This window comes from Phenylobacterium sp. (assembly GCF_030646615.1).
Taxonomy (GTDB): domain Bacteria; phylum Pseudomonadota; class Alphaproteobacteria; order Caulobacterales; family Caulobacteraceae; genus Phenylobacterium.
The window spans coordinates 15,936-33,295 of the sequence record NZ_JAUSLG010000009.1 but is presented as its reverse complement, the minus strand read 5'-3'; the positions used below and the strand labels follow the sequence as shown (position 1 = coordinate 33,295).

The window sequence follows — 17,360 nt, the reverse complement described above, 5'->3', positions numbered from 1 at the left end:
TGGGCCGGGATCGGCGACACCATCCGCGTCAGCCTGGCCGCCGATCCGGTCGAGGAGATCAAGGTCGGCTTCGACATGCTCAAGGCGCTGGGCCTGCGCCACCGGGGCGTGAACATCATCGCCTGCCCGTCCTGCGCCCGTCAGGGCTTCAACGTCATCAAGACGGTGGAGGCCCTGGAGAGCCGCCTGGCCCACATCTCCACCCCCATGAGCCTGTCGATCATCGGCTGCGTGGTGAACGGTCCCGGCGAGGCGCTGATGACCGACCTTGGCTTCACCGGCGGGGGCAAGGGCTCAGGCATGGTCTATATGGCCGGCAAGCCCGACCATAAGATGGACAACGAGCACATGGTCGACCACATCGTCGAGCTGGTGGAGGCCCGCGCGGCTGAGCTCGCCGCCGCCCAGGCTGCTGAGCTGGCCGCCGCCGAATAGCCGCGGGGCGCCTTTTTCCCATCCCACGAGTTGCTTGCCCATGCCCTCCCCCCCGGACAATCGCCGGCTGACTGGCCGCCTCCTGGCGTTCGAGCTGGTCGATCTGCTCAGCGACATGGCCCACAGATATGGGGGAGACCTGATTTCCCTGCTGGTGTTTACCGGCGTCTGGACCGCCAACACCGCCCACCTGCGAGCCACCACCGACCGCTACGCCGCCCTTCACGACATTCCGCCTGATAGCCAGCGCCGGCCGATCAGCGAGGCTGAACTGGCCGCCCGCCTTTGCCTGCCGCGACACGTCCAGGATCCCTATGTGGCGGCCCTGATCGAGGTGGGCATGATCGAGCGCCGCGATCTGGGCCTGGTCGTGCCTTCGGCGGTCTTTACCCGCGCCGAGATGCTGTCGGGCGCCAACGACACCTATGGCCGCCTGATCGAGATTCTCGCCCGGCTTCGCCAGGCCGGCGTCTCGCTGGGGGAGTCCGAAACCCCCGGAGGTTGACGTCAGGGTCATGCTTGCGCCCGTCCCCGCCGCTTGATTAGGTGCCGGCTCCATGAATGGGGAGGACGTCATGTCCGCAGCAGACGGCAACTGGAAGATCACCATCAACACGCCCATGGGCGCCCAGACGGTCGACGCCGTCATCACCACCAGCGGCGACACCTTCACCGGCACCACCTCCGGTCAGATGGGCACGCAGAGCGTCGAGGGTAAGGTCAATGGCGACACCCTGACCTGGTCCACCCAGATCACCCAACCCATGCCCATGACCCTGGAGTTCGAAGCCAAGGTCGAAGGCGACGCCATGAACGGCAATGTGAAGCTCGGCGCCTTCGGCAGCGCGCCGATGACCGGCGTCCGCGCCTGAGAACAGAGGGGCCGCGCCCTCTTGCGCGGCCCCTTTTCCCACGATCCGATGGAGTCCCGGCCGCAGGTCGGCGCGGGAGGTTTGTCCCAGACTGCGCGCGACGCTAGATAGGCGTCCCCAGATGTTCAGGTGACAATCCAAAGTGCGACTTCCCCAGGCCCGCCTCGACCAGGTGCTCGACCGCTTCCACGAGATCGAAGCGCGGATGGGCGCGGCCAGCGACGGCGCCGAGATCGTCCGACTCTCCAAGGAGCATGCCGAGCTGCGTCCCGTGGCCGAGGCGGTGGAAACCCTGGTGAAGGCCCGGGCCGAGGCGCCGGAGCTGGAACAGATGGCCGCGGCCAGCGACCGCGAAATGGCCGGCCTCGCCCGGGAGGAACTGGCCGAGCTCCAGGCCCGCCTGCCCGAGCTGGAACGCCAGGTGGCCCTGCTGCTGGCCCCCAAGGACAAGGACGAGAACGCCTCGGCCATCCTGGAGGTCCGCGCCGGCACCGGCGGCGACGAAGCCGCCCTGTTCGCCGGCGACCTTTTCCGCATGTACCAGCGCTACGCCCAGACCCAGGGCTGGCGGGTGGAGATCGACTCCGTCTCCGAGGGTGAGGTCGGCGGCTACAAGGAGATCATCGCCTCGATCACCGGCGACGGGGTGTTCGGCCGGCTGAAATACGAGAGCGGCGTGCACCGGGTGCAACGGGTGCCCGAGACCGAGGCCGGAGGGCGGATCCACACCTCGGCGGCCACCGTGGCCGTCCTGCCCGAGGTCGAGGACGTGGAGATCGAGATCAATGACGCCGACCTGCGGATCGACACCTATCGCGCCTCGGGCTCCGGCGGCCAGCACGTGAACAAGACCGACTCCGCCGTCCGCATCACCCACCTGCCCTCCGGCATCGTGGTGACCTCGTCGGAGAAGTCCCAGCACCAGAACAGGGCCCGGGCGCTGAAGGTGCTGAAGGCCAGGCTCTATGACCAGCAGCGCGAAGCCCTGGACACCGCCCGCGCCGACGCCCGCAAGAGTCAGGTGGGCTCCGGCGACCGGTCCGAGCGCATCCGCACCTACAATTTTCCGCAAGGCCGAGTGACCGACCACCGGATCAACCTGACCCTCTACAACCTCGCCAAGGTGATCGAGGGCGAGGCCCTGGACGATGTGATCGGTCCGCTGATCGCCGAGGACCAGGCCGCCCGCCTTTCAGCCCTTGAGGACGAGTTCGGCTGATCTAGCTTTCCGGCGTATCTGGCCTGGCGCGGCGCAGGCGGGCCGCCAGGCTGGCGCCGCGGCTTCGCACCGCCCCAAGGGCGTCGGCCAGGGTCGTGGTCAGGGCCAGGCCCACCGTGTCGGCCATGGTCGCGCCCCGCTGACCTAAGGGTTGTTCCGGCCCTGTGGTGGAATCCAGCGCCGTCTGGTGTTCGATCTCGGCGTTCAGCTCGGCGCCCAGCAGCACGACCATCACCGAAACCCAGATCCACATCATGAAGCCGATGATGGCGCCCAGGGAGCCATAGGTGGCGTCGTACCGGGCGATGTTGTTGATGTACCAGGAGAAGCCCAGGGAGCCGCCCATCCAGACCACCGAGGCGAAAACCCCGCCGGGCAGCACCCACCGCCACCGCGCCCGCGCGCGGCACGGGCCATAGCGATAGAGCACGGTGAACGCCATCGCTCCGATCGCCAGCAGGATCAGCCAGCGCAGCGGGCCCCAGAACACTTCGAGGCTCCCCAGGCCCAGGAGCCTGAGTGCGATGGGGGCGGCCACCAGGAGGCCGGTCACCAGGATGAGGAAGGCCAGGGTGGCGAAGGTGGCCGCATAGGTGAGCGCCATCAGCTGGACGATGTTGCGCTTCTCGTCCTCGTCATAGGCGATGTTCACCCCCTCGACGAGGGCGCGCACGGCGTTGCTGGCGGTCCAGACCGAGAGCAGCAGGCTGAAGGCGAAGGCCAGGCTGAGATTGGCCTTCCGCTCCACCGCCAGGCGTTTCATCTGCTCGCCGATGATGTCGACCACGTCGCCGGGGATCACCTGCGACATCTGGGCAAGCTGGCCCTGGACCTGGCTCACATCGGCGAACAGGCCATAGAGCGAGACAAAGACCGCCAGGGCCGGAACGATGGCCAGCAGGGTGTAGAAGGTGACGCCGGCCGCGACCCGGGGGAGCTGGTCGCGGCTGATCTCGGCGGTGGTGCGCCAGATGACATCCTTCCAGCCGTGCGGCGGGATGTGCCTTGGATGGCCTGCCAGGCGGCCCCGGCCCGGCTCCTCGATCTCGATCTGCAGGGGATCGGCGGCGATGGGGCGACTCATCCCGGCTGGCGGCTCGATCAGCCGCCGCTTCCAGAAGGCGAGCGCCGCCAGCGCCACCCAGGGCGCTGCGACCAGACCCTTTCGGGCGAGATCGACGCCGATGCGACGGCGGGAGGAGGTCTGGCGGGGCGCGGTCATGGTTACGTGCGATCAAACCCTTCGCAAGCCACACCGTTCCCCTTGTGACGCCGGCCGCCTTGCGGCAACAGGAGGCCCATGACCGGACAAGTGGCAGCCCTCTATCGGCACCCCGTCAAGGGTTTCACCCCCGAACAGCTGGACCGGGTCCGGCTGGGCGCCGGGGCGCCCTTTCCTTGCGATCGCCTGTTCGCCGTGGAGAACGGGCCCTCGGGCTTTGATCCGGCCGCGCCGGTCTTCATCCCGAAACAGAAGTTCGCCGTCCTGGCGGCGATCCCGGCCGTGGCCCGGGCGCATTCCCGCTACGACGAGGACTCCGGCGTGCTGCACGTCGAAGCGGCCGGCCAGCCCGCCCTTGCCGCGCACCTGGGCGAGGCCGCCGGCCGTCAGGCCTTCGCCGACTGGCTGACACGGCTTCTGGACGACGAGGTCCGTGGGCCGCTTCGTGTGGTCGAGGCTCCGGGCCACAGGTTCATGGATCATCCCCGGGGCGACGTCTCGATCGTCAATCTGGCCAGCGTCCGCGACCTGGAGCAGAAGCTCGGCCGGGAAATTGATCCCTTGCGGTTCCGCGCCAACATCTATGTGGACGGCTGGCCGGCCTGGGCTGAAAATGGCTGGGCCGGGCGGGATCTGATGGTGGGCTGGGCCCAGGCTAAGGTGTTCAAGCCGATCGTCCGCTGCGCCGCCCCCGACGTCCACCCCCACACCGCCGAGCGCGACATGGAGATCACCAAGGCCTTGTACGAGCATTTCGGCCACATGTTCTGTGGCGTCTATGTCCATGTCACCCGCGAGGGCGAGGTCGCCCCGGGCGACGCCTGCAGCCAGCCCCAGGCGGAGACGACGGCGGCTGCGCCGCGGGCCGGCGCCCTGTGAGCCTGACCCTGGTGCAGGCCTGGGCCAAGGCCAAGGCGCAACTTGAGGCGGTAGGCCTGGCCGGCCCCGTGATCGACGCCCGCCTGCTGGTGGAGGCCGCGGCCGACGCCACGCGGCTGGACATCGTCACCGATCCCTACCGGACCCTGACGCCGGAGCAGGAAGCCACGCTCGAAGACTATCTGACCCGCCGATCGCGGCGGGAGCCGGTGAGCCACATCCTGGGCCGCAAGGGCTTCTGGAAGATCATGCTGCAGGTGACGCCGGATGTGCTGACCCCGCGGCCCGACACCGAATGCGTCGTCGATGCGGTTCTCAAGGCCGGAACCGAAGACGAGCGGGTCTCGATCCTCGATCTCGGCGTCGGCTCCGGCGCCATCCTGCTGGCCATCCTCGCCGAGCGGCCGAACGCCCGGGGCCTGGGGGTCGATGTGTCGGAGGACGCCCTGGCGGTGGCGCGGGACAATGCGGCCCATCTGGGCCTGGCGGGCCGGTGCGCCCTGTTGCGCGGCGACTGGGCCGATGGCCTTTCGGACGCCAGCTTCGACATCGTCACCGCTAACCCGCCCTATATCGCCTCGGAGGTGATCGAGACCCTGGAGCCTGAGGTTCGGGTGCACGAACCGCGCCTGGCCCTGGACGGCGGCCCCGATGGACTGGACGCCTATCGTCGCCTGGCGCCGGAGATCCTGCGGGTGCTCAAGCCCGGCGGCCGCTTCGCCGTGGAGATCGGCTATGACCAGAAGGCCGCCGTCGAGGCGCTCTTCCGTGAGGCCGGCGCGGAGGGCGTCAGGACCAACCAGGACCTCGCCGGACTGGACCGGGTGGTGCTCGGCGAAAAAAGAGCCTTGGAAAATCCGGCCTGAATCGCTACATCCCTAATTGTCTCCACCCAAATCGCCGGTGAAACAGGCTGGAACCCGGAAATCGGGACAGCGGCCACTCCGGCAAGCGCCGCGTTGCGACGCGCGCTCCCAGATCGGGCGGATGACGGGGATTATTTACGTCTTCAACACGGAACAATGGGCGCTACGCCCACTCCCGAGATGAGGCTAACGCAGCCGCACGTCCTGAAGGGTACGCCCTGGGCGCGGCGCAAGACGGTTACCGCATATGAGAGATTTCAAGGGCATGAAGCGTCAGCGCGGACGCAATCGCGGAGGCGGCGGGAATAAGCCCCAGCAGCACAACGCGAACCGCGCCTTCGATTCGAATGGCCCCGACGGCGTCAAGGTGCGGGGCAACGCCCAGCACGTTTTCGAAAAGTACCAGCAGCTTGCTCGCGACGCGACGTCGTCCAGCGACCGGGTTCTGGCGGAGAACTATCTCCAGCACGCCGAACACTATTTCCGCCTGCTGCGCGCCATGCAGCCCCAGCGCTCGCCCAGCGAGATCCTGGGCCGCGACCAGGTAAGCTCGGGCCTCGACATCGACTTCGAGGACGAGAGCGGCCAGCAGCAGGTGTCTGACGCCCCCGAGGGCGGCGACAACGAGTCCGACAACGACAGCGACCGCAACGGCCGCGATCGCGACCAGAATCGTGACCAGAACCGCCGGGACGACCGTTCGCGCGACGATCGCCCGCGGGAGGATCGTGCTCGCGATGATCGCCCCAGAGAGGACCGGGCCAGAGACGATCGTCCGAGAGACGATCGCCCGCGGGACGACCAGCCCAGGGATGATCGGGCGCGGGACGAGACCCGTCCGCCCCGCCGTGAGCGCTGGCGCGACCGCGATGAGAACCGCCGCGAGCGGACCGACCGTAGCGAGCGCCCCGAACGGGATCCGATGGCGGTGGTCGAGCCTCAGGCCTCCCCCCTGGTGGCCGAGACGCCCGTCCCCGACGGCCCCATGCTGCGCGACGCCGAGGGCGGCGCCAGCGAGGCGCCGGCCTTCCTGCAGGCCCCCCGCAGCGCCGAGCCCAAGGCCGAAGGCGAAGAGCCCGTCCGCAAGCCCCGCCGCCGCCGCGCCCCCCGCAGCTTCGAAGGTGGCGAAGGCGCGCCGCCGTCCAGCGAGACCGAGGAAGCCTGAGGGTTCCCCAAACGTCTCGCGACAATAACAAAACCCCCGGAAGCCAGGCTTCCGGGGGTTTTTCGTTAAGCCCTGTCCGGCGACGGCTGGATCAGAAGGTGTAGCCCAGCCCCAGGCGGAAGGTCCGCCCTTGCAGAGGGGCAAGGTCCTTCAGGAACGAGGCGTGCTCACGGGCCTCGGCGTCGTTCAGGTTGCGGCCTTCGACGAAGATCTTGAACCCGTCGGTGGGACGCACCACCAGCGAGGCGTTGATCATCCGATAGCCGTCCGTGGGCAGTTCGCCCTCGGCCACCCGGTCCTGGTCGCCCACCTGGCGCAGCTCGAGCTTCCCCGTCCACCAGCCGGATTCGAAGACGCCGCGGGCCGTGGCCGACCAGGGCGGGATGCGGGCCGGGGCGCCCAGGTCGGTGTCGCCGCGCACATAGTCGGCGACGCCCTCCAGGGTGAAGCTGCGATCGCCGGCTTCCCAGAGGCGGTAGGAAACCTCGGCCTCCCCGCCCCAGAACTCGGCGTCGGTCTGCTGGTAGGCGAAGATGGGAAGCTCGCTCTCGGCATCCTCCGCGCCCGTCGGGCGAAGGTCGATGAACCCTTCGTAACGCACGGCGAAGGCGTGCAGGTCGGCGTCCCAGGGGCCGCCGTCATAGTGGAGGGTCGCGTCCAGGGCGTAGGAAATCTCGGAGTCCAGGCTCGCATCGCCCTGTTCGAAGGCCCGGGTGGCGATGTGGGGGCCGGCGGCGAAGAGTTCGGCCTCAGTGGGCGCCCGCCCGGCCCGCGACAGGCTGACGCCGGCGAACCACCCGTCGGCCGGTCGCATGAAGGCGCCGAGGCTGGCCGACACGTTGTCGAATTCGGTCTCCTGGGCGGCGGTGTCCAGGGTGCGGCGATCAAAGCGCAGACCGCCCTCAACGCCCCAGGAGTCCCGGTCCAGACGTTGCAGGGTGAAGACGCCCACCTCGTTGATCTCCACGGCCGGCACATAGGCTTCTTCGCCCAGGGCGTCGAAATCCCGGGTCAGGGCCTGGACGCCGATCGCGCCCTGCCATCCATTGCGTTCCACCTGGACCAGCTCCAGCCGGCCTTCCCACCCCTCGGAAAGGAAACGGGTGGCCGGCGCGCCGTCCTCGATCTCCACATGCTCGTAGTCCGCATAGCCGCCGGCGAACCGCACCCGCTCGAACGGACCAAAGGCCACGTCGAGGCCGCCGCGCAGGTCATAGCGGGTCTGTTTCAGATCGATGCGCACGCCCTCTTCGGCGCCATGATCCTCGTCGTCGTGGTCGTCATCATCATGATCATGATCTTCGTCTCCATGCTCATGGGCATGGCCGGGCACGCCGTAGCGCGTGTCGGTCTGCTTGACCGCCACCCCCAGGAACCCCCGGTCACCCACATAGGAGACGCCGGCGCCATAAGAATCGAGGGCGACGGCGGTGTTCTCCACCACGCTGTCCTGCTTGCCGAGGAACTCTTCGCCCTCGGCGGCCAGCTGCCGGCGGGATTCCGGCAGGGTCGGCACGTCATAGTCGTCGCTCTGGCGCCGCAGGGCGTCGAGGCTGAACACCCAGGGCCCGAGGCCGGCCTTGATCGCGCCCGAGGCGGTTTCGCCGCTGTCGCCGCTGGACAGCGCGCCCATGATCCGGCCTTCGATCCCCTCCACCGGGGCTTCGGCGATGCGGTCGTCGATCACATTGACCACCCCGCCGATCGCCGAGCCGCCATAGGCGAGCGCCGCCGAGCCGCGCAGCACCTCGATCCGCCGGGCCTCCTGGGGATCGACCGCCACCTGGTGATCCGGCGACAGGGCGCTGGCGTCCACCATGCCGACGCCGTTGGTGAGCACCAGGACCCGGGGGCCCGACAGGCCGCGGATCACCGGGCGGCTGGCGCCAGGGCCAAAGAAGCTGGAACGCACGCCGGGCAGATTGCTCAGCACCTCGCCTAGGCCGGCGGCCGGCGCGGTATCCAGATCGTCACGGTCGATCACGTCGACGCTGGTGGTCACCGAATCCAGGGACACCACATAGGGCGCCGCCGTCACCACGACTTCCGACACGCTGGTGGGGCGAGAACCGGTCTGGCCAAGGGCTGGACCGGCCGCCGCCAAAAGGGCGGCGGACGCCAGGAGGATAGATTTACGCATGTCGGCGTCCCGTTCTTGAAATTGACCCGCAGCGTTATGAAATAACATAACTAGACGTCAAGCCTGTTGCGCTGAAAAAGAGAGATGTTTAGCTGGTCTGCATGGGAGCCGAGTGTCACCACGCCGAAAGCGCGCAACCGGGCCTCGAAGGCGTCGCCCTGGCGAACGCCGTCGCCGCCGCCCAGGCGCAGTGCGAGCGCACGCGCGAGCGGCTGACCCCGCCGCGCCGCCGGGTCCTGGAGCTGCTTCTGGAGTCCGACGGGCCGATGAAGGCCTATGACCTGATCGCCGCCTATGGCCAGGACGGCGAGCCGGCCAAGCCGCCCACGGTCTATCGCGCCCTGGAATTCCTTGAGCGGCTGGGCTTCGCCCACCGCATCGAGAGCCTGAACGCCTATGTTCCTTGCCGGATGGAGGGCGCCGGCCACCGGGCGGCCTTCCTGATCTGCGAGTGCTGTGGCGCGGCCCAGGAGTTCGAGCCCGACTTTTCGGCCCAGTTCGCCGCCGCCGAGATCGCCGGCTACGCCGTGCGCACGGTGACGCTTGAAGCCCGCGGCCTCTGCCCGGCCTGCAAGGTGCAGACCTAGTCACCCCATCCCATCTGGCGTGAAACCGCCAAGGCCCTAGACTGGAGCGGCGGCCACCCCCCGGTCACGCCTCCCTGTTTCAGGTCCATGCTCCTCGCCGCCATCGTCGCCGTCCTGCTCCTGCTGGTGCTCAACGGCCTCTTCGCCATGTCCGAGCTGGCCGTGGTCTCCGCGCGCAAGGGTAAGCTGCAGGCCCGGGCCGATCGCGGCGACAAGGGCGCGGCCGCCGCCCTTCGCCTGGCCGAACAGCCGACCCGCTTCCTGTCGTCGGTGCAGGTGGGGATCACCCTGATCGGCATCCTGGCCGGCGCCTTCGGCCAGGCCACCATCGCCGGCGAGCTGGACCTGCTGCTGGAGGCCGGCCCCCTGGCGGCCTATTCCAAAGCCATCTCGACGGGCGTGGTCGTGGTCTGCCTGACCTATTTGTCGCTGATCGTCGGCGAGCTGGAGCCCAAGCGGCTGGCCCTGATCTTCCCCGAGGCCATGGCCGCCATGGCCGCCCGCCCCCTGACCTGGCTGGCGCTGGCGATGGGTCCCTTCATCACGTTTTTGACCGGATCGACCGCCTTTGTTCTGCGGCTGCTGGGGGTCCGCGACGCCCAGGGCGAGGCCATGAGCCAGGAAGATGTGGAAATGGCCCTGGCCGAGGGCGCCCGCGCCGGCCTGATCGAGCCGGCCGAGCAGCAGATCATGACCGAGGTGATGCGGCTGGGCGACCGCCCTGTGCGGGTGGCCATGACGCCCCGGCGGGACGTCTACTGGATCTCGCTGTCCGACACGCAGGAGAAGATCCGCGAGGAAATCCGCGCCTGCCCCTATTCGCGCATCGTGGTCAGCCGCGGCCAGGAGGTCGATGATCCCCTGGGCGTGCTGCACAAGAAGGATGTCGCCGACCTGCTGATGGACGCCGCGCCCTTCGAGCTGGAGCCCCTGATCCACACCCCGCTGTTCATCCCCGACACCACGTCGATCCTGCGCGCCCTGGAGCACTTCAAGAAGACCACCACACACATGGCCTTCGTGGTCGATGAGTTCGGCAATCTGGACGGCGTGGTCACCCCCATCGACCTGCTGGAAATGATCGCCGGCGACTTCCCCGAAGAGCATGATGGGGCCTCCGCGCCGCTGATCGTCCGCCGGGACGACGGCTCGTTCCTGGTGGATGGCCGGGCCGACCTGATGGACCTGGGCGACCGCCTGGGGGAGACCTTCCAGGAGAATGAGGGCTTCCACACCGCCGCGGGCCTGGTGCTCCACCGCATGGGCCGCATCCCCCAGGAAGGCGACATCGCCACCATCCGCCGCTACCAGATCGAGGTGATGGACATGGACGGGCGCCGGATCGACAAGCTGCTGTTCACCCGGCTCGAGGCCGATGCTGAAGATCACTGACGCCGTCTCCATCGAGGACGACGAATTCACCGAACGGATGGTCAAGGCCAGCGGGCCGGGCGGACAGCACGTCAACAAGACCTCCAACGCCGTGGAGCTTCGCTTTGACGTCGGCAAGTCCAGCCTGGCGGACGATGTCAAGGCGCGGCTGAGGCGGCTGTCGGGCAGCCGCCTGTCGAACGACGACGTGCTGATCCTGTTCTCGCAAGGCTCACGGTCGCTGGAGATGAACCGGCAGGAGGCCCGCGAGCGGCTGGCCGAGCTGATCCGTCAGGCGCTGCACCGGCCCAAGGCGCGTCGGCCGACAAAGCCCACCAAGGCCTCCAAGCTGCGCAGGCTAGACAGCAAGACCCGCCGCAGCGGGCTGAAATCCATGCGCGGCAGGCCAAGCAAGGACGACTGAAGCCCGCCCGCGCGGGGCCGCTCAGTCCATCGCCGCCACATAGGGCAGACCCCGGAGCTGGCCGGCCGCATCCATGCCATAGCCCACCAGGAAGCGCGGCGGGGCGGTCCAGGCGACGAAGTCCGGCTCGATGGCCCGGGGCGTCGGCCAGGGCTTGGTGGCGAAGACGCAGGTCAGCACCTCGGACGCGCCGGAGTCGCGCACCAGGCGGGCGGCCTCGCTCAGCGACAAGCCGGTGTCGATCACATCATCGACGATCAGGGCGCGGCGGCCCTCCAGGGGGCGCTGCAGGTCGGCCCGCACCTCGCAGCGGCCCAGGCTGGCGCGGGCGTCGCCATAGGAGGCCAGCCACAGGGCGTCGAAGCGCACGTTACGGCCGGCCCGCGCCAGCGCCCGGGTCAGGTCGGCGCAGAACCAGAGCCCGCCGGTGAGCAGGCAGATGACCACAGTGTCATCGTCGATCCGCGGGGCGATCTCGCCGGCCAGGGCCTCGACCCGGCGGGCCACCTCGGCCTCGTCCAGCAGGACCTCTGGGGTTCGCTCAGCCGCCATGGTCTTCAGCCTCGGGGTCGTCTGCGGCCAGGGGCTTGGCGTCGATCACCTCGCGGGCCTCGATCTCCGGGGCGGCGGCCTCGGCCGCGCCCCGCAGGTCCAGGGCCTCAGGCTTGGCCGGGGGTTCGGCCGCGGCGCGCAGTTCGGCGAAGCTGACCTCCAGGTCGGCGGCCGTGCCCGGAGGATCGATGATGGCGATGGCGAAGTGGCGGGTCTCGCCCGGGGGGATGTTCGGGTCCGCCGCCCGGGCGACCTTGGTCGCCACGGCCGCGCCGGACTTGTCCAGCAGGCGAATCTGCAGCGGCGGGGCGGTGATGGTGCGGTCTTCGATATTGCGGATCATGCCCGAGACCGAAAGCGCCGCATGGCCATCGTGCAGGGCCGGCTCGAACTCCACCCCCTCGATCGCCAGGCCGACGCTGTTGACCGGCAGGCCGACACTGGCGAAAGCGCCGGCCGTGCTGGGCCACAGGCGGACCACGTCCACCCGGAAGACCACCGCGACGGCGATCATCAGGGCGAGCGCCGCCGACATGCCCGCCCAGACCACGCCCGTGGCTGCGGCCTCGCGCAGGCGGCGGTTGTCATGGGCCTTGGCCCGGAAGGCCTTGGGCAGGGCCACGCCGCCCTCGGCCGGCGCCTCGGTCTTTTCGGGCTCGGCTTGATTGGCAGAGGTTGTAGGGGTATCGGCGGGGGCGGGCTCAATCTGGGCGGCCGGAAGCGCCGTCTCCAGTTCGATTTCGCGGCGCGCCGTCCAGCGATGGCCGCAACTCGCGCACTTCACGACGCGCCCATCCTCGGGAATCTTCGCGTCGTCCACGAAATAGCTGGTGGAGCAGTCTGGACAGGTCAGTATCATGGCCGCCGTATCGGACCCTCCAGCCCACCGTATCGAGGTCGCCGATTCCGGTCTCCATGTCCAGAAACCCGTATGCCGCAGACGTGACCGACGCCGATGACGCCGTCGTTCGCTTCGACGACGTCTCCATGCGGTACGGACGCGCGCCCGAGACGCTGCGGGACCTCACCTTCTCCTTGCCGCAAGGGTCTTTCCATTTCGTCACCGGCCCGTCGGGAGCGGGCAAGACCTCTCTGCTCAAGCTGATCTATCTGGCGGCGCAGCCGTCCAAGGGACTCTTGCACCTGTTCGGCCAGAACGTCGCCCAGGCGCCGGCCGATATCCGGCCTTTTCTGCGCCGGCGGATCGGCGTGGTCTTCCAGGAATTCCGCCTGCTCGATCATATGAGCGCCTTCGACAACGCCGCCATTCCCCTGCGGATCGCCGGCGCCAAGCCCGACGCCTATCGCCAGGACGTGGCTGAACTGCTGAGCTGGGTCGGCCTCAAGGACCGGATGCACGTCCTGCCCCCGACGCTAGCCGGCGGCGAGAAGCAGCGCCTGGCCATCGCCCGCGCCGTGGTCGGCCGCCCCGACATTCTGCTGGCCGACGAGCCGACGGGCAATGTGGACCACGCCATGGGCCTGCGGATTCTGCGCCTGTTCCTGGAGCTCAATCGCCTGGGCACGACGGTGCTGATCGCCACCCACGACCAGGATCTTGTGGCCCGGTCGGGAAAGCCGATCCTGCACCTGGAGGACGGCCGTCTGGTCCATATGGGGCCCGTGCCCCAGGGATTTGACGGATGAGCGTCATCTTCGACCCCGCCCGCTGGCGCCCGGCCGCCTTTCTGCCCGAACGGGACACCCGCGACAGCGCCCTGGTCTTTGTGGTCGCGGTGCTGTGCTTCATGGCCTGCCTGACCGCCCTGGGGGTGATCGCCGCCGATCGCGCCGCCCGGGGCTGGTCGGACCAGTTGAGCGGCGAGATGACGGTGATCGTCCGCCCCAAGGCCAACGAGACCCCCGACTCCGCCGCCGCCCGCGCCGCCGAGACCCTGGCCGGCGTGCCCGGCGTGGCCGAGGCCCGGGCGCTGGAGCGGGAGAAGGCCGAGGCCCTGATCGCCCCCTGGCTTGGCGATGTGGCCGACCTCGCCGACCTGCCCGTTCCACGTCTGGTGGCCGTCACCCTGAGCCGCGAGGCCCCGGCCACGGGGGAGGCCCTGGAACGCGCCCTGCGCACCCGCGGCCTGGACGCCGTGGTGGACGACCACACCACCTGGCTCGCCGACATCCAGCGCGGCGCAGCGATCGCGCGCTGGCTGGGGATCGGGGTCTTCACGCTGATCTCGGCCGCCGCGGCCGCCGTGGTGGCCTTCGCCACCCGGGCGGGCCTGGCCGCCCGCCGCGAGGTGGTGGAGCTTTTGCACCTGACCGGGGCCGAGGACGCCTTCATCGCCCGGCTGTTCCAGGCCCGCTTCGCCCGCATGGCCGCCAGCGCCGGCCTGATCGGCGCGATCGCCGCCGCAGCCCTGGGCGCGGGCCTGCGCCTGGCGGGCGGCGGCCAGGGCCTGACGCCGGTGCTTCCCGTAGCTTGGAGCGATCTGCTGGCTGTTCTACCCTGCCCCCTGGCTGCGGCCCTCGTCGCGGCGGTGGCGGCGCGGCTGACAGCCGCCAACCTCATTCGCGAGCTTTCCTAGCCCCCGATGAAAACGCTCGCCCTTCTCTTTGTCGCCGCCCTGATCTGGGGCGCCGGGCTCCTGGCCTTCGCGGCCCGCGTGGAGAATTCGACGCCGGCGCCGGAGCCGCGGGCCGCCGACGGCATCGTCGCGCTCACCGGCGCCGGCTCCAACGAACGCATCGCGGCGGGCATGCGCCTGCTGGAAGCCGGCAAGGGCGACCGGATGCTGGTGTCCGGCGTCAACCGCGAGGCCAGTCGCGAGGACATCCGCAATGTGAGCCGGGCGGTTCAGCTGCTCTATGACTGCTGCGTGGACCTCGGCTTCGAGGCCGCCGACACCTTCGGCAACGCCCAGGAGACCGCCGGCTGGGTGGCGGCGCGGCGCTATGACAGCCTGATCGTGGTCACCGCCGACTACCACATGCCCCGCGCCATGCTGGAGCTGGGCTCGGCCCTGCCCGACACCGCCCTGCAGGCCTATCCGGTGGAGACCCCCGGCTTCAGGGTCCGCGGTTGGTGGCGCACCTCCGGCGGCGCCCGGCTGATGGTCACCGAATACATGAAATACCTGGCCATCCTGGGTCGCGAGACGATCCTTGGCCTGGGCCCCAAGGACGAACCGGAAACGGCGGCCGCAGCGAACAGCGGTTGATCTTTCGGCCACGGCGCCCGAACCAGGGACCTGCAAGATACTGCCCGAAACCAATGAGGAAAGGCCCGCCGTGACGGTTCTGCGCTCGCTGCTCTTCGTGGCGCTCTTCTATCTCTGGTCGGCGGTGGTGGCGATCAGCATCACCCCGCTGCTGCTGGCGCCGCGGGCCTGGACCCTGCGGGCGCTGGACTTCTGGAGCCGAGGCGTCATCGCCCTGCTCGGTATCTGCGACATCCGTGTGGAGCTGCGGGGACGTGAGCACATGCCCGTAGGCGCGGCCCTGGTGGCGCCCAAGCACCAGTGCATGTTCGACGTCTTCGCCCAGTTCGCCTGGCTGCCAGACACCTGCTTCGTCCTGAAGAAGGAGCTGATGTGGATTCCCTTCTTCGGCTGGTTCGCCCAGAAGGCCGACATGATCGTGGTGGACCGCCAAGCCCACTCGGCGGCCCTGAAGAAGATGGTCCGCGACGCCAAGGATCGCTTGGCCGAGCCCCGGCAATTGCTGATCTTTCCGGAAGGGACCCGGGGTCAACCGGGGGTGAAGGGGGATTACAAGCCCGGCATCGCCGCCCTCTATCGCGAGTTGAACCTGCCGGTGCATCCGGTGGCCACCAATTCCGGCGTCCACTGGCCCAAGCACGGGTTCCTGCGCAAACCCGGCGTCATCGTCTTCGAATATCTGGAGCCCATCCCGCCTGGCCTGAAACGGGCGGAATTCATGCGCCTGCTGGAAGAGCGGATCGAAACCGCCTCGATGAAGCTGCTGGACCTGTAGGATTCAGCCGACGACCTTGGCCAGCAGGGCCTCCATGGCCCGATCCCTGACCCCTTCCTCGCGCAGATGGGCGACCAGGTCGCGCAGATAGTCCTCATTGGGGCCAGACAGACCCACGGCGCCGGTGATCAACGCCGCCTGCCGCTCGATGGACAGGGCGCCGGCCCACTGAGGATGGCCGGTGTCGGAGAGGAAGACCAGGCTGTCCACCCGCCGGCCGTCGGCCAGGCGCACGGCCCGTCTCGCCTCCACATAGGTCTCCGTCGGCTGCTCCCGCTCCAGGAGATAGGCATAGACCTCGGGCCAGGCCTGCGGCGCAATGCGATAGGCCGCCCCGCGCACCGCCCCGCCCGGGGCCAGGCCCAGCACCAGGCCGGGCCGCTGATAGGTGCCCCGATGATGGACCGAATAGATGCAGAAGGCCCGGCGGCGGCCGTGTAGGGTGGCGCTGGAACGCTCGACATAGTCGAAGCCCGGCCGCCACATCAGCGATCCATAGCCAAACACCCAGTAGTCTTCGTCGTCCGCCATTCCCGATCCGCTAGAAGAAGCCCCGCAAAACCGTCCATGTCTGTGCCCGATACCAAGCCTGCCCGCAAACCCCGCCGCCTTGGCCTCGTCCTGCCCTTCGCCCTGCTGATCGTGGCGATCGTGGTCTGGAGCGGCTTCTGGTTCTGGACCCGCATCCAGACCGGCGACCGGATGGACCAGACGGCCGAGGCCCTGCGCAGCGCCGGCTATGAGGTGAGCTGGGGCTCGCGCAGCATCGGCGGCTATCCCTTCCGGCTGAACGTGACCCTGACCGAGGCGCAGATCCGCGAACCGTCCGGCTGGGCCATCGCCACGCCGCAGCTGGAGTCCGAGGCCTTCATGCACGCCCTGGATCATTGGGTGTTCGCCGCCCCGGACGGCCTGACCTTCACCCGGCCCCGGTCGGGCTCGGTGCAGATGAACGGCCGGGTCCTGCGGGCCAGCCTCGGCGACACCGACCGCAAGCCCCCCAGTTTCGACTTCCAGGGGCTGGACGTGATCTTCGCGCCGGGTCCCGGCGCCCAGCCCTTCGCCCTGTCGTCGGCCGAGGAGGTCGCCTTTCATCTGCGCCCGGGGCCTGGGGACCAGGGGGCGATGTTCCTGGGCGTCACCAAGGGTCAGGCGCAATTCTCCGGCATTTTCGCCCGCATCGCCCAGGACGGCGACATCGACCTGAAGTGGGACGCCGTGCTCAGCAAGATGAGCGCCTTTGACGGAACCGACTGGCCCTCGGCGGTGCGTAACTGGGCCCTGGCCGGCGGCATGGCGCAGATCCAGGAGGCCGGCCTGACCGCCGGCGAGGCCATGGTGGGCGTCAATCGCGGCCAGCTGTTCGTCGGCCCCGACGGCCGGCTGCGCGGAACCCTGGACGTCACCCTGCGCGAGGCGCCTGAAGCCCTGGAGGCCCTGGGCGCCGGCGGCGTGCTGCCCCCCGAGACCGCCGACACCGCCGCGGCCGTCACCGCCGCACGGCAAGGGGCCGACAATGTCGCCCAGGCGGCCATCACCTTCCAGGCTGGCCAGACCACTCTGGGTCCCGTGGCCATCGGGCCGGCCCCGCGAGTCTATTGAGGCCGATGGTTTCGGCTGCAACTTTATTGCGCGGGGGCGGCCTATTGCGCCCCTGGGCGCAATGACCTAGGTCGCGGCTTT

The 17,360-nt window shown here is 69.2% G+C and carries 20 protein-coding genes; 15 read left to right on the top strand and 5 right to left on the bottom strand.

Annotated features, from left to right (window positions below):
* The 4 genes from Q7S93_RS01135 to prfA all read left to right on the top strand — a co-directional run.
* Positions 1-435 (top strand): flavodoxin-dependent (E)-4-hydroxy-3-methylbut-2-enyl-diphosphate synthase (locus tag Q7S93_RS01135; protein ID WP_304711676.1); only part of this gene is annotated, 435 nt, incomplete at its 5' end.
* A gap of 40 nt (positions 436-475) precedes the next feature.
* The gene (locus Q7S93_RS01130) at positions 476-940 is read left to right on the top strand and encodes a hypothetical protein (RefSeq protein ID WP_304711675.1); all 465 of its coding nucleotides are present in this window, start codon (positions 476-478) and stop codon (positions 938-940) included.
* 70 nt (positions 941-1,010) lie between these two features.
* Positions 1,011-1,307 carry a hypothetical protein gene (locus Q7S93_RS01125; protein WP_304711673.1) on the top strand — a complete coding sequence of 99 codons (297 nt, stop codon included), beginning with the start codon at positions 1,011-1,013 and terminating at the stop codon, positions 1,305-1,307.
* 142 nt (positions 1,308-1,449) lie between these two features.
* Positions 1,450-2,526, top strand: a complete 1,077-nt coding sequence (gene prfA / locus Q7S93_RS01120) for a peptide chain release factor 1 (protein WP_304711672.1) — start codon at positions 1,450-1,452, stop codon at positions 2,524-2,526.
* 1 nt (position 2,527) lies between these two features.
* On the opposite strand, the gene Q7S93_RS01115 is transcribed toward prfA, so the two are convergent.
* The gene (locus tag Q7S93_RS01115) at positions 2,528-3,748 is read right to left on the bottom strand and encodes a YihY/virulence factor BrkB family protein (protein WP_304711670.1); all 1,221 of its coding nucleotides are present in this window, start codon (positions 3,746-3,748) and stop codon (positions 2,528-2,530) included.
* 78 nt (positions 3,749-3,826) lie between these two features.
* Here Q7S93_RS01115 and Q7S93_RS01110 point away from each other — a divergent pair, with 78 nt between their 5' ends.
* The 3 genes from Q7S93_RS01110 (at position 3,827) to Q7S93_RS01100 (ending at position 6,658) form a co-directional block, all read left to right on the top strand.
* A complete protein-coding gene (locus Q7S93_RS01110; protein WP_304711668.1) occupies positions 3,827-4,627 on the top strand; it encodes an MOSC domain-containing protein in 801 nt (266 codons plus the stop codon).
* Positions 4,624-5,493, top strand: a complete 870-nt coding sequence (gene prmC / locus Q7S93_RS01105; RefSeq protein ID WP_304711666.1) for a peptide chain release factor N(5)-glutamine methyltransferase — start codon at positions 4,624-4,626, stop codon at positions 5,491-5,493. Before Q7S93_RS01110 ends, prmC begins: the two co-directional genes overlap by 4 nt.
* A gap of 265 nt (positions 5,494-5,758) precedes the next feature.
* Positions 5,759-6,658, top strand: coding sequence for a DUF4167 domain-containing protein (locus Q7S93_RS01100; protein ID WP_441339423.1), 900 nt, complete (start codon positions 5,759-5,761; stop codon positions 6,656-6,658).
* A 91-nt stretch (positions 6,659-6,749) separates the two neighbouring features.
* Here Q7S93_RS01100 and Q7S93_RS01095 read toward each other — a convergent pair whose 3' ends face one another.
* Positions 6,750-8,798: a TonB-dependent receptor gene (locus Q7S93_RS01095; protein ID WP_304711662.1), complete on the bottom strand. Its 2,049-nt coding sequence runs from the start codon at positions 8,796-8,798 to the stop codon at positions 6,750-6,752.
* A 101-nt stretch (positions 8,799-8,899) separates the two neighbouring features.
* Here Q7S93_RS01095 and Q7S93_RS01090 point away from each other — a divergent pair, with 101 nt between their 5' ends.
* The 3 genes from Q7S93_RS01090 (at position 8,900) to arfB (ending at position 11,180) form a co-directional block, all read left to right on the top strand.
* The gene (locus tag Q7S93_RS01090) at positions 8,900-9,385 is read left to right on the top strand and encodes a Fur family transcriptional regulator (protein WP_304711660.1); all 486 of its coding nucleotides are present in this window, start codon (positions 8,900-8,902) and stop codon (positions 9,383-9,385) included.
* Positions 9,386-9,472: 87 nt separating this feature from the next.
* A complete protein-coding gene (locus Q7S93_RS01085) occupies positions 9,473-10,777 on the top strand; it encodes a hemolysin family protein (protein ID WP_304711658.1) in 1,305 nt (434 codons plus the stop codon).
* The gene (gene arfB, locus Q7S93_RS01080; protein ID WP_304711656.1) at positions 10,761-11,180 is read left to right on the top strand and encodes an alternative ribosome rescue aminoacyl-tRNA hydrolase ArfB; all 420 of its coding nucleotides are present in this window, start codon (positions 10,761-10,763) and stop codon (positions 11,178-11,180) included. Before Q7S93_RS01085 ends, arfB begins: the two co-directional genes overlap by 17 nt.
* 21 nt (positions 11,181-11,201) lie before the next feature.
* Here the strand turns inward: arfB and Q7S93_RS01075 are convergent, their stop codons facing one another.
* Both Q7S93_RS01075 and Q7S93_RS01070 read right to left on the bottom strand, forming a co-directional pair.
* Positions 11,202-11,732, bottom strand: a complete 531-nt coding sequence (locus Q7S93_RS01075; protein WP_304711655.1) for a phosphoribosyltransferase — start codon at positions 11,730-11,732, stop codon at positions 11,202-11,204.
* Positions 11,722-12,591 (bottom strand): DUF3426 domain-containing protein, encoded by an 870-nt coding sequence (locus tag Q7S93_RS01070; RefSeq protein ID WP_304711654.1) that lies wholly within the window; start codon positions 12,589-12,591, stop codon positions 11,722-11,724. Before Q7S93_RS01070 ends, Q7S93_RS01075 begins: the two co-directional genes overlap by 11 nt.
* 56 nt (positions 12,592-12,647) lie before the next feature.
* Between Q7S93_RS01070 and ftsE the strand changes: the two genes are divergently transcribed.
* The 4 genes from ftsE (at position 12,648) to Q7S93_RS01050 (ending at position 15,677) form a co-directional block, all read left to right on the top strand.
* Positions 12,648-13,379 carry a cell division ATP-binding protein FtsE gene (gene ftsE / locus Q7S93_RS01065; protein WP_304711653.1) on the top strand — a complete coding sequence of 244 codons (732 nt, stop codon included), beginning with the start codon at positions 12,648-12,650 and terminating at the stop codon, positions 13,377-13,379.
* Positions 13,376-14,269 carry a cell division protein FtsX gene (locus Q7S93_RS01060; protein WP_304711652.1) on the top strand — a complete coding sequence of 298 codons (894 nt, stop codon included), beginning with the start codon at positions 13,376-13,378 and terminating at the stop codon, positions 14,267-14,269. The genes ftsE and Q7S93_RS01060 overlap by 4 nt, the downstream gene beginning before the upstream one ends.
* Positions 14,270-14,275: 6 nt before the next feature.
* Positions 14,276-14,902, top strand: coding sequence for a YdcF family protein (locus Q7S93_RS01055; RefSeq protein ID WP_304711651.1), 627 nt, complete (start codon positions 14,276-14,278; stop codon positions 14,900-14,902).
* A gap of 70 nt (positions 14,903-14,972) precedes the next feature.
* Positions 14,973-15,677: a lysophospholipid acyltransferase family protein gene (locus Q7S93_RS01050; RefSeq protein WP_304711649.1), complete on the top strand. Its 705-nt coding sequence runs from the start codon at positions 14,973-14,975 to the stop codon at positions 15,675-15,677.
* A gap of 3 nt (positions 15,678-15,680) precedes the next feature.
* Here Q7S93_RS01050 and Q7S93_RS01045 read toward each other — a convergent pair whose 3' ends face one another.
* Positions 15,681-16,208 carry a gamma-glutamylcyclotransferase gene (locus tag Q7S93_RS01045; RefSeq protein ID WP_304711648.1) on the bottom strand — a complete coding sequence of 176 codons (528 nt, stop codon included), beginning with the start codon at positions 16,206-16,208 and terminating at the stop codon, positions 15,681-15,683.
* 36 nt (positions 16,209-16,244) lie between these two features.
* Between Q7S93_RS01045 and Q7S93_RS01040 the strand changes: the two genes are divergently transcribed.
* Positions 16,245-17,279: a DUF2125 domain-containing protein gene (locus tag Q7S93_RS01040; RefSeq protein ID WP_304711646.1), complete on the top strand. Its 1,035-nt coding sequence runs from the start codon at positions 16,245-16,247 to the stop codon at positions 17,277-17,279.
* Positions 17,280-17,360: the final 81 nt, after the last annotated feature.

What these genes read in the sequence shown, in the direction of transcription:
- ftsE (WP_304711653.1), top strand. Translation starts at nt 12,648, where the DNA reads ATGTCCAGAAACCCGTATGCCGCAGACGTGACCGACGCCGATGACGCC.
- Q7S93_RS01090 (WP_304711660.1), top strand. Translation starts at nt 8,900, where the DNA reads ATGGGAGCCGAGTGTCACCACGCCGAAAGCGCGCAACCGGGCCTCGAA.
- Q7S93_RS01110 (WP_304711668.1), top strand. Translation starts at nt 3,827, where the DNA reads ATGACCGGACAAGTGGCAGCCCTCTATCGGCACCCCGTCAAGGGTTTC.
- Q7S93_RS01040 (WP_304711646.1), top strand. Translation starts at nt 16,245, where the DNA reads ATGTCTGTGCCCGATACCAAGCCTGCCCGCAAACCCCGCCGCCTTGGC.
- Q7S93_RS01045 (WP_304711648.1), bottom strand. Translation starts at nt 16,208, where the DNA reads ATGGCGGACGACGAAGACTACTGGGTGTTTGGCTATGGATCGCTGATG.
- Q7S93_RS01115 (WP_304711670.1), bottom strand. Translation starts at nt 3,748, where the DNA reads ATGACCGCGCCCCGCCAGACCTCCTCCCGCCGTCGCATCGGCGTCGAT.
- Q7S93_RS01085 (WP_304711658.1), top strand. Translation starts at nt 9,473, where the DNA reads ATGCTCCTCGCCGCCATCGTCGCCGTCCTGCTCCTGCTGGTGCTCAAC.
- Q7S93_RS01075 (WP_304711655.1), bottom strand. Translation starts at nt 11,732, where the DNA reads ATGGCGGCTGAGCGAACCCCAGAGGTCCTGCTGGACGAGGCCGAGGTG.
- Q7S93_RS01100 (WP_441339423.1), top strand. Translation starts at nt 5,759, where the DNA reads ATGAAGCGTCAGCGCGGACGCAATCGCGGAGGCGGCGGGAATAAGCCC.
- Q7S93_RS01095 (WP_304711662.1), bottom strand. Translation starts at nt 8,798, where the DNA reads ATGCGTAAATCTATCCTCCTGGCGTCCGCCGCCCTTTTGGCGGCGGCC.
- Q7S93_RS01125 (WP_304711673.1), top strand. Translation starts at nt 1,011, where the DNA reads ATGTCCGCAGCAGACGGCAACTGGAAGATCACCATCAACACGCCCATG.
- arfB (WP_304711656.1), top strand. Translation starts at nt 10,761, where the DNA reads ATGCTGAAGATCACTGACGCCGTCTCCATCGAGGACGACGAATTCACC.
- Q7S93_RS01055 (WP_304711651.1), top strand. Translation starts at nt 14,276, where the DNA reads ATGAAAACGCTCGCCCTTCTCTTTGTCGCCGCCCTGATCTGGGGCGCC.
- Q7S93_RS01060 (WP_304711652.1), top strand. Translation starts at nt 13,376, where the DNA reads ATGAGCGTCATCTTCGACCCCGCCCGCTGGCGCCCGGCCGCCTTTCTG.
- Q7S93_RS01070 (WP_304711654.1), bottom strand. Translation starts at nt 12,591, where the DNA reads ATGATACTGACCTGTCCAGACTGCTCCACCAGCTATTTCGTGGACGAC.
- Q7S93_RS01130 (WP_304711675.1), top strand. Translation starts at nt 476, where the DNA reads ATGCCCTCCCCCCCGGACAATCGCCGGCTGACTGGCCGCCTCCTGGCG.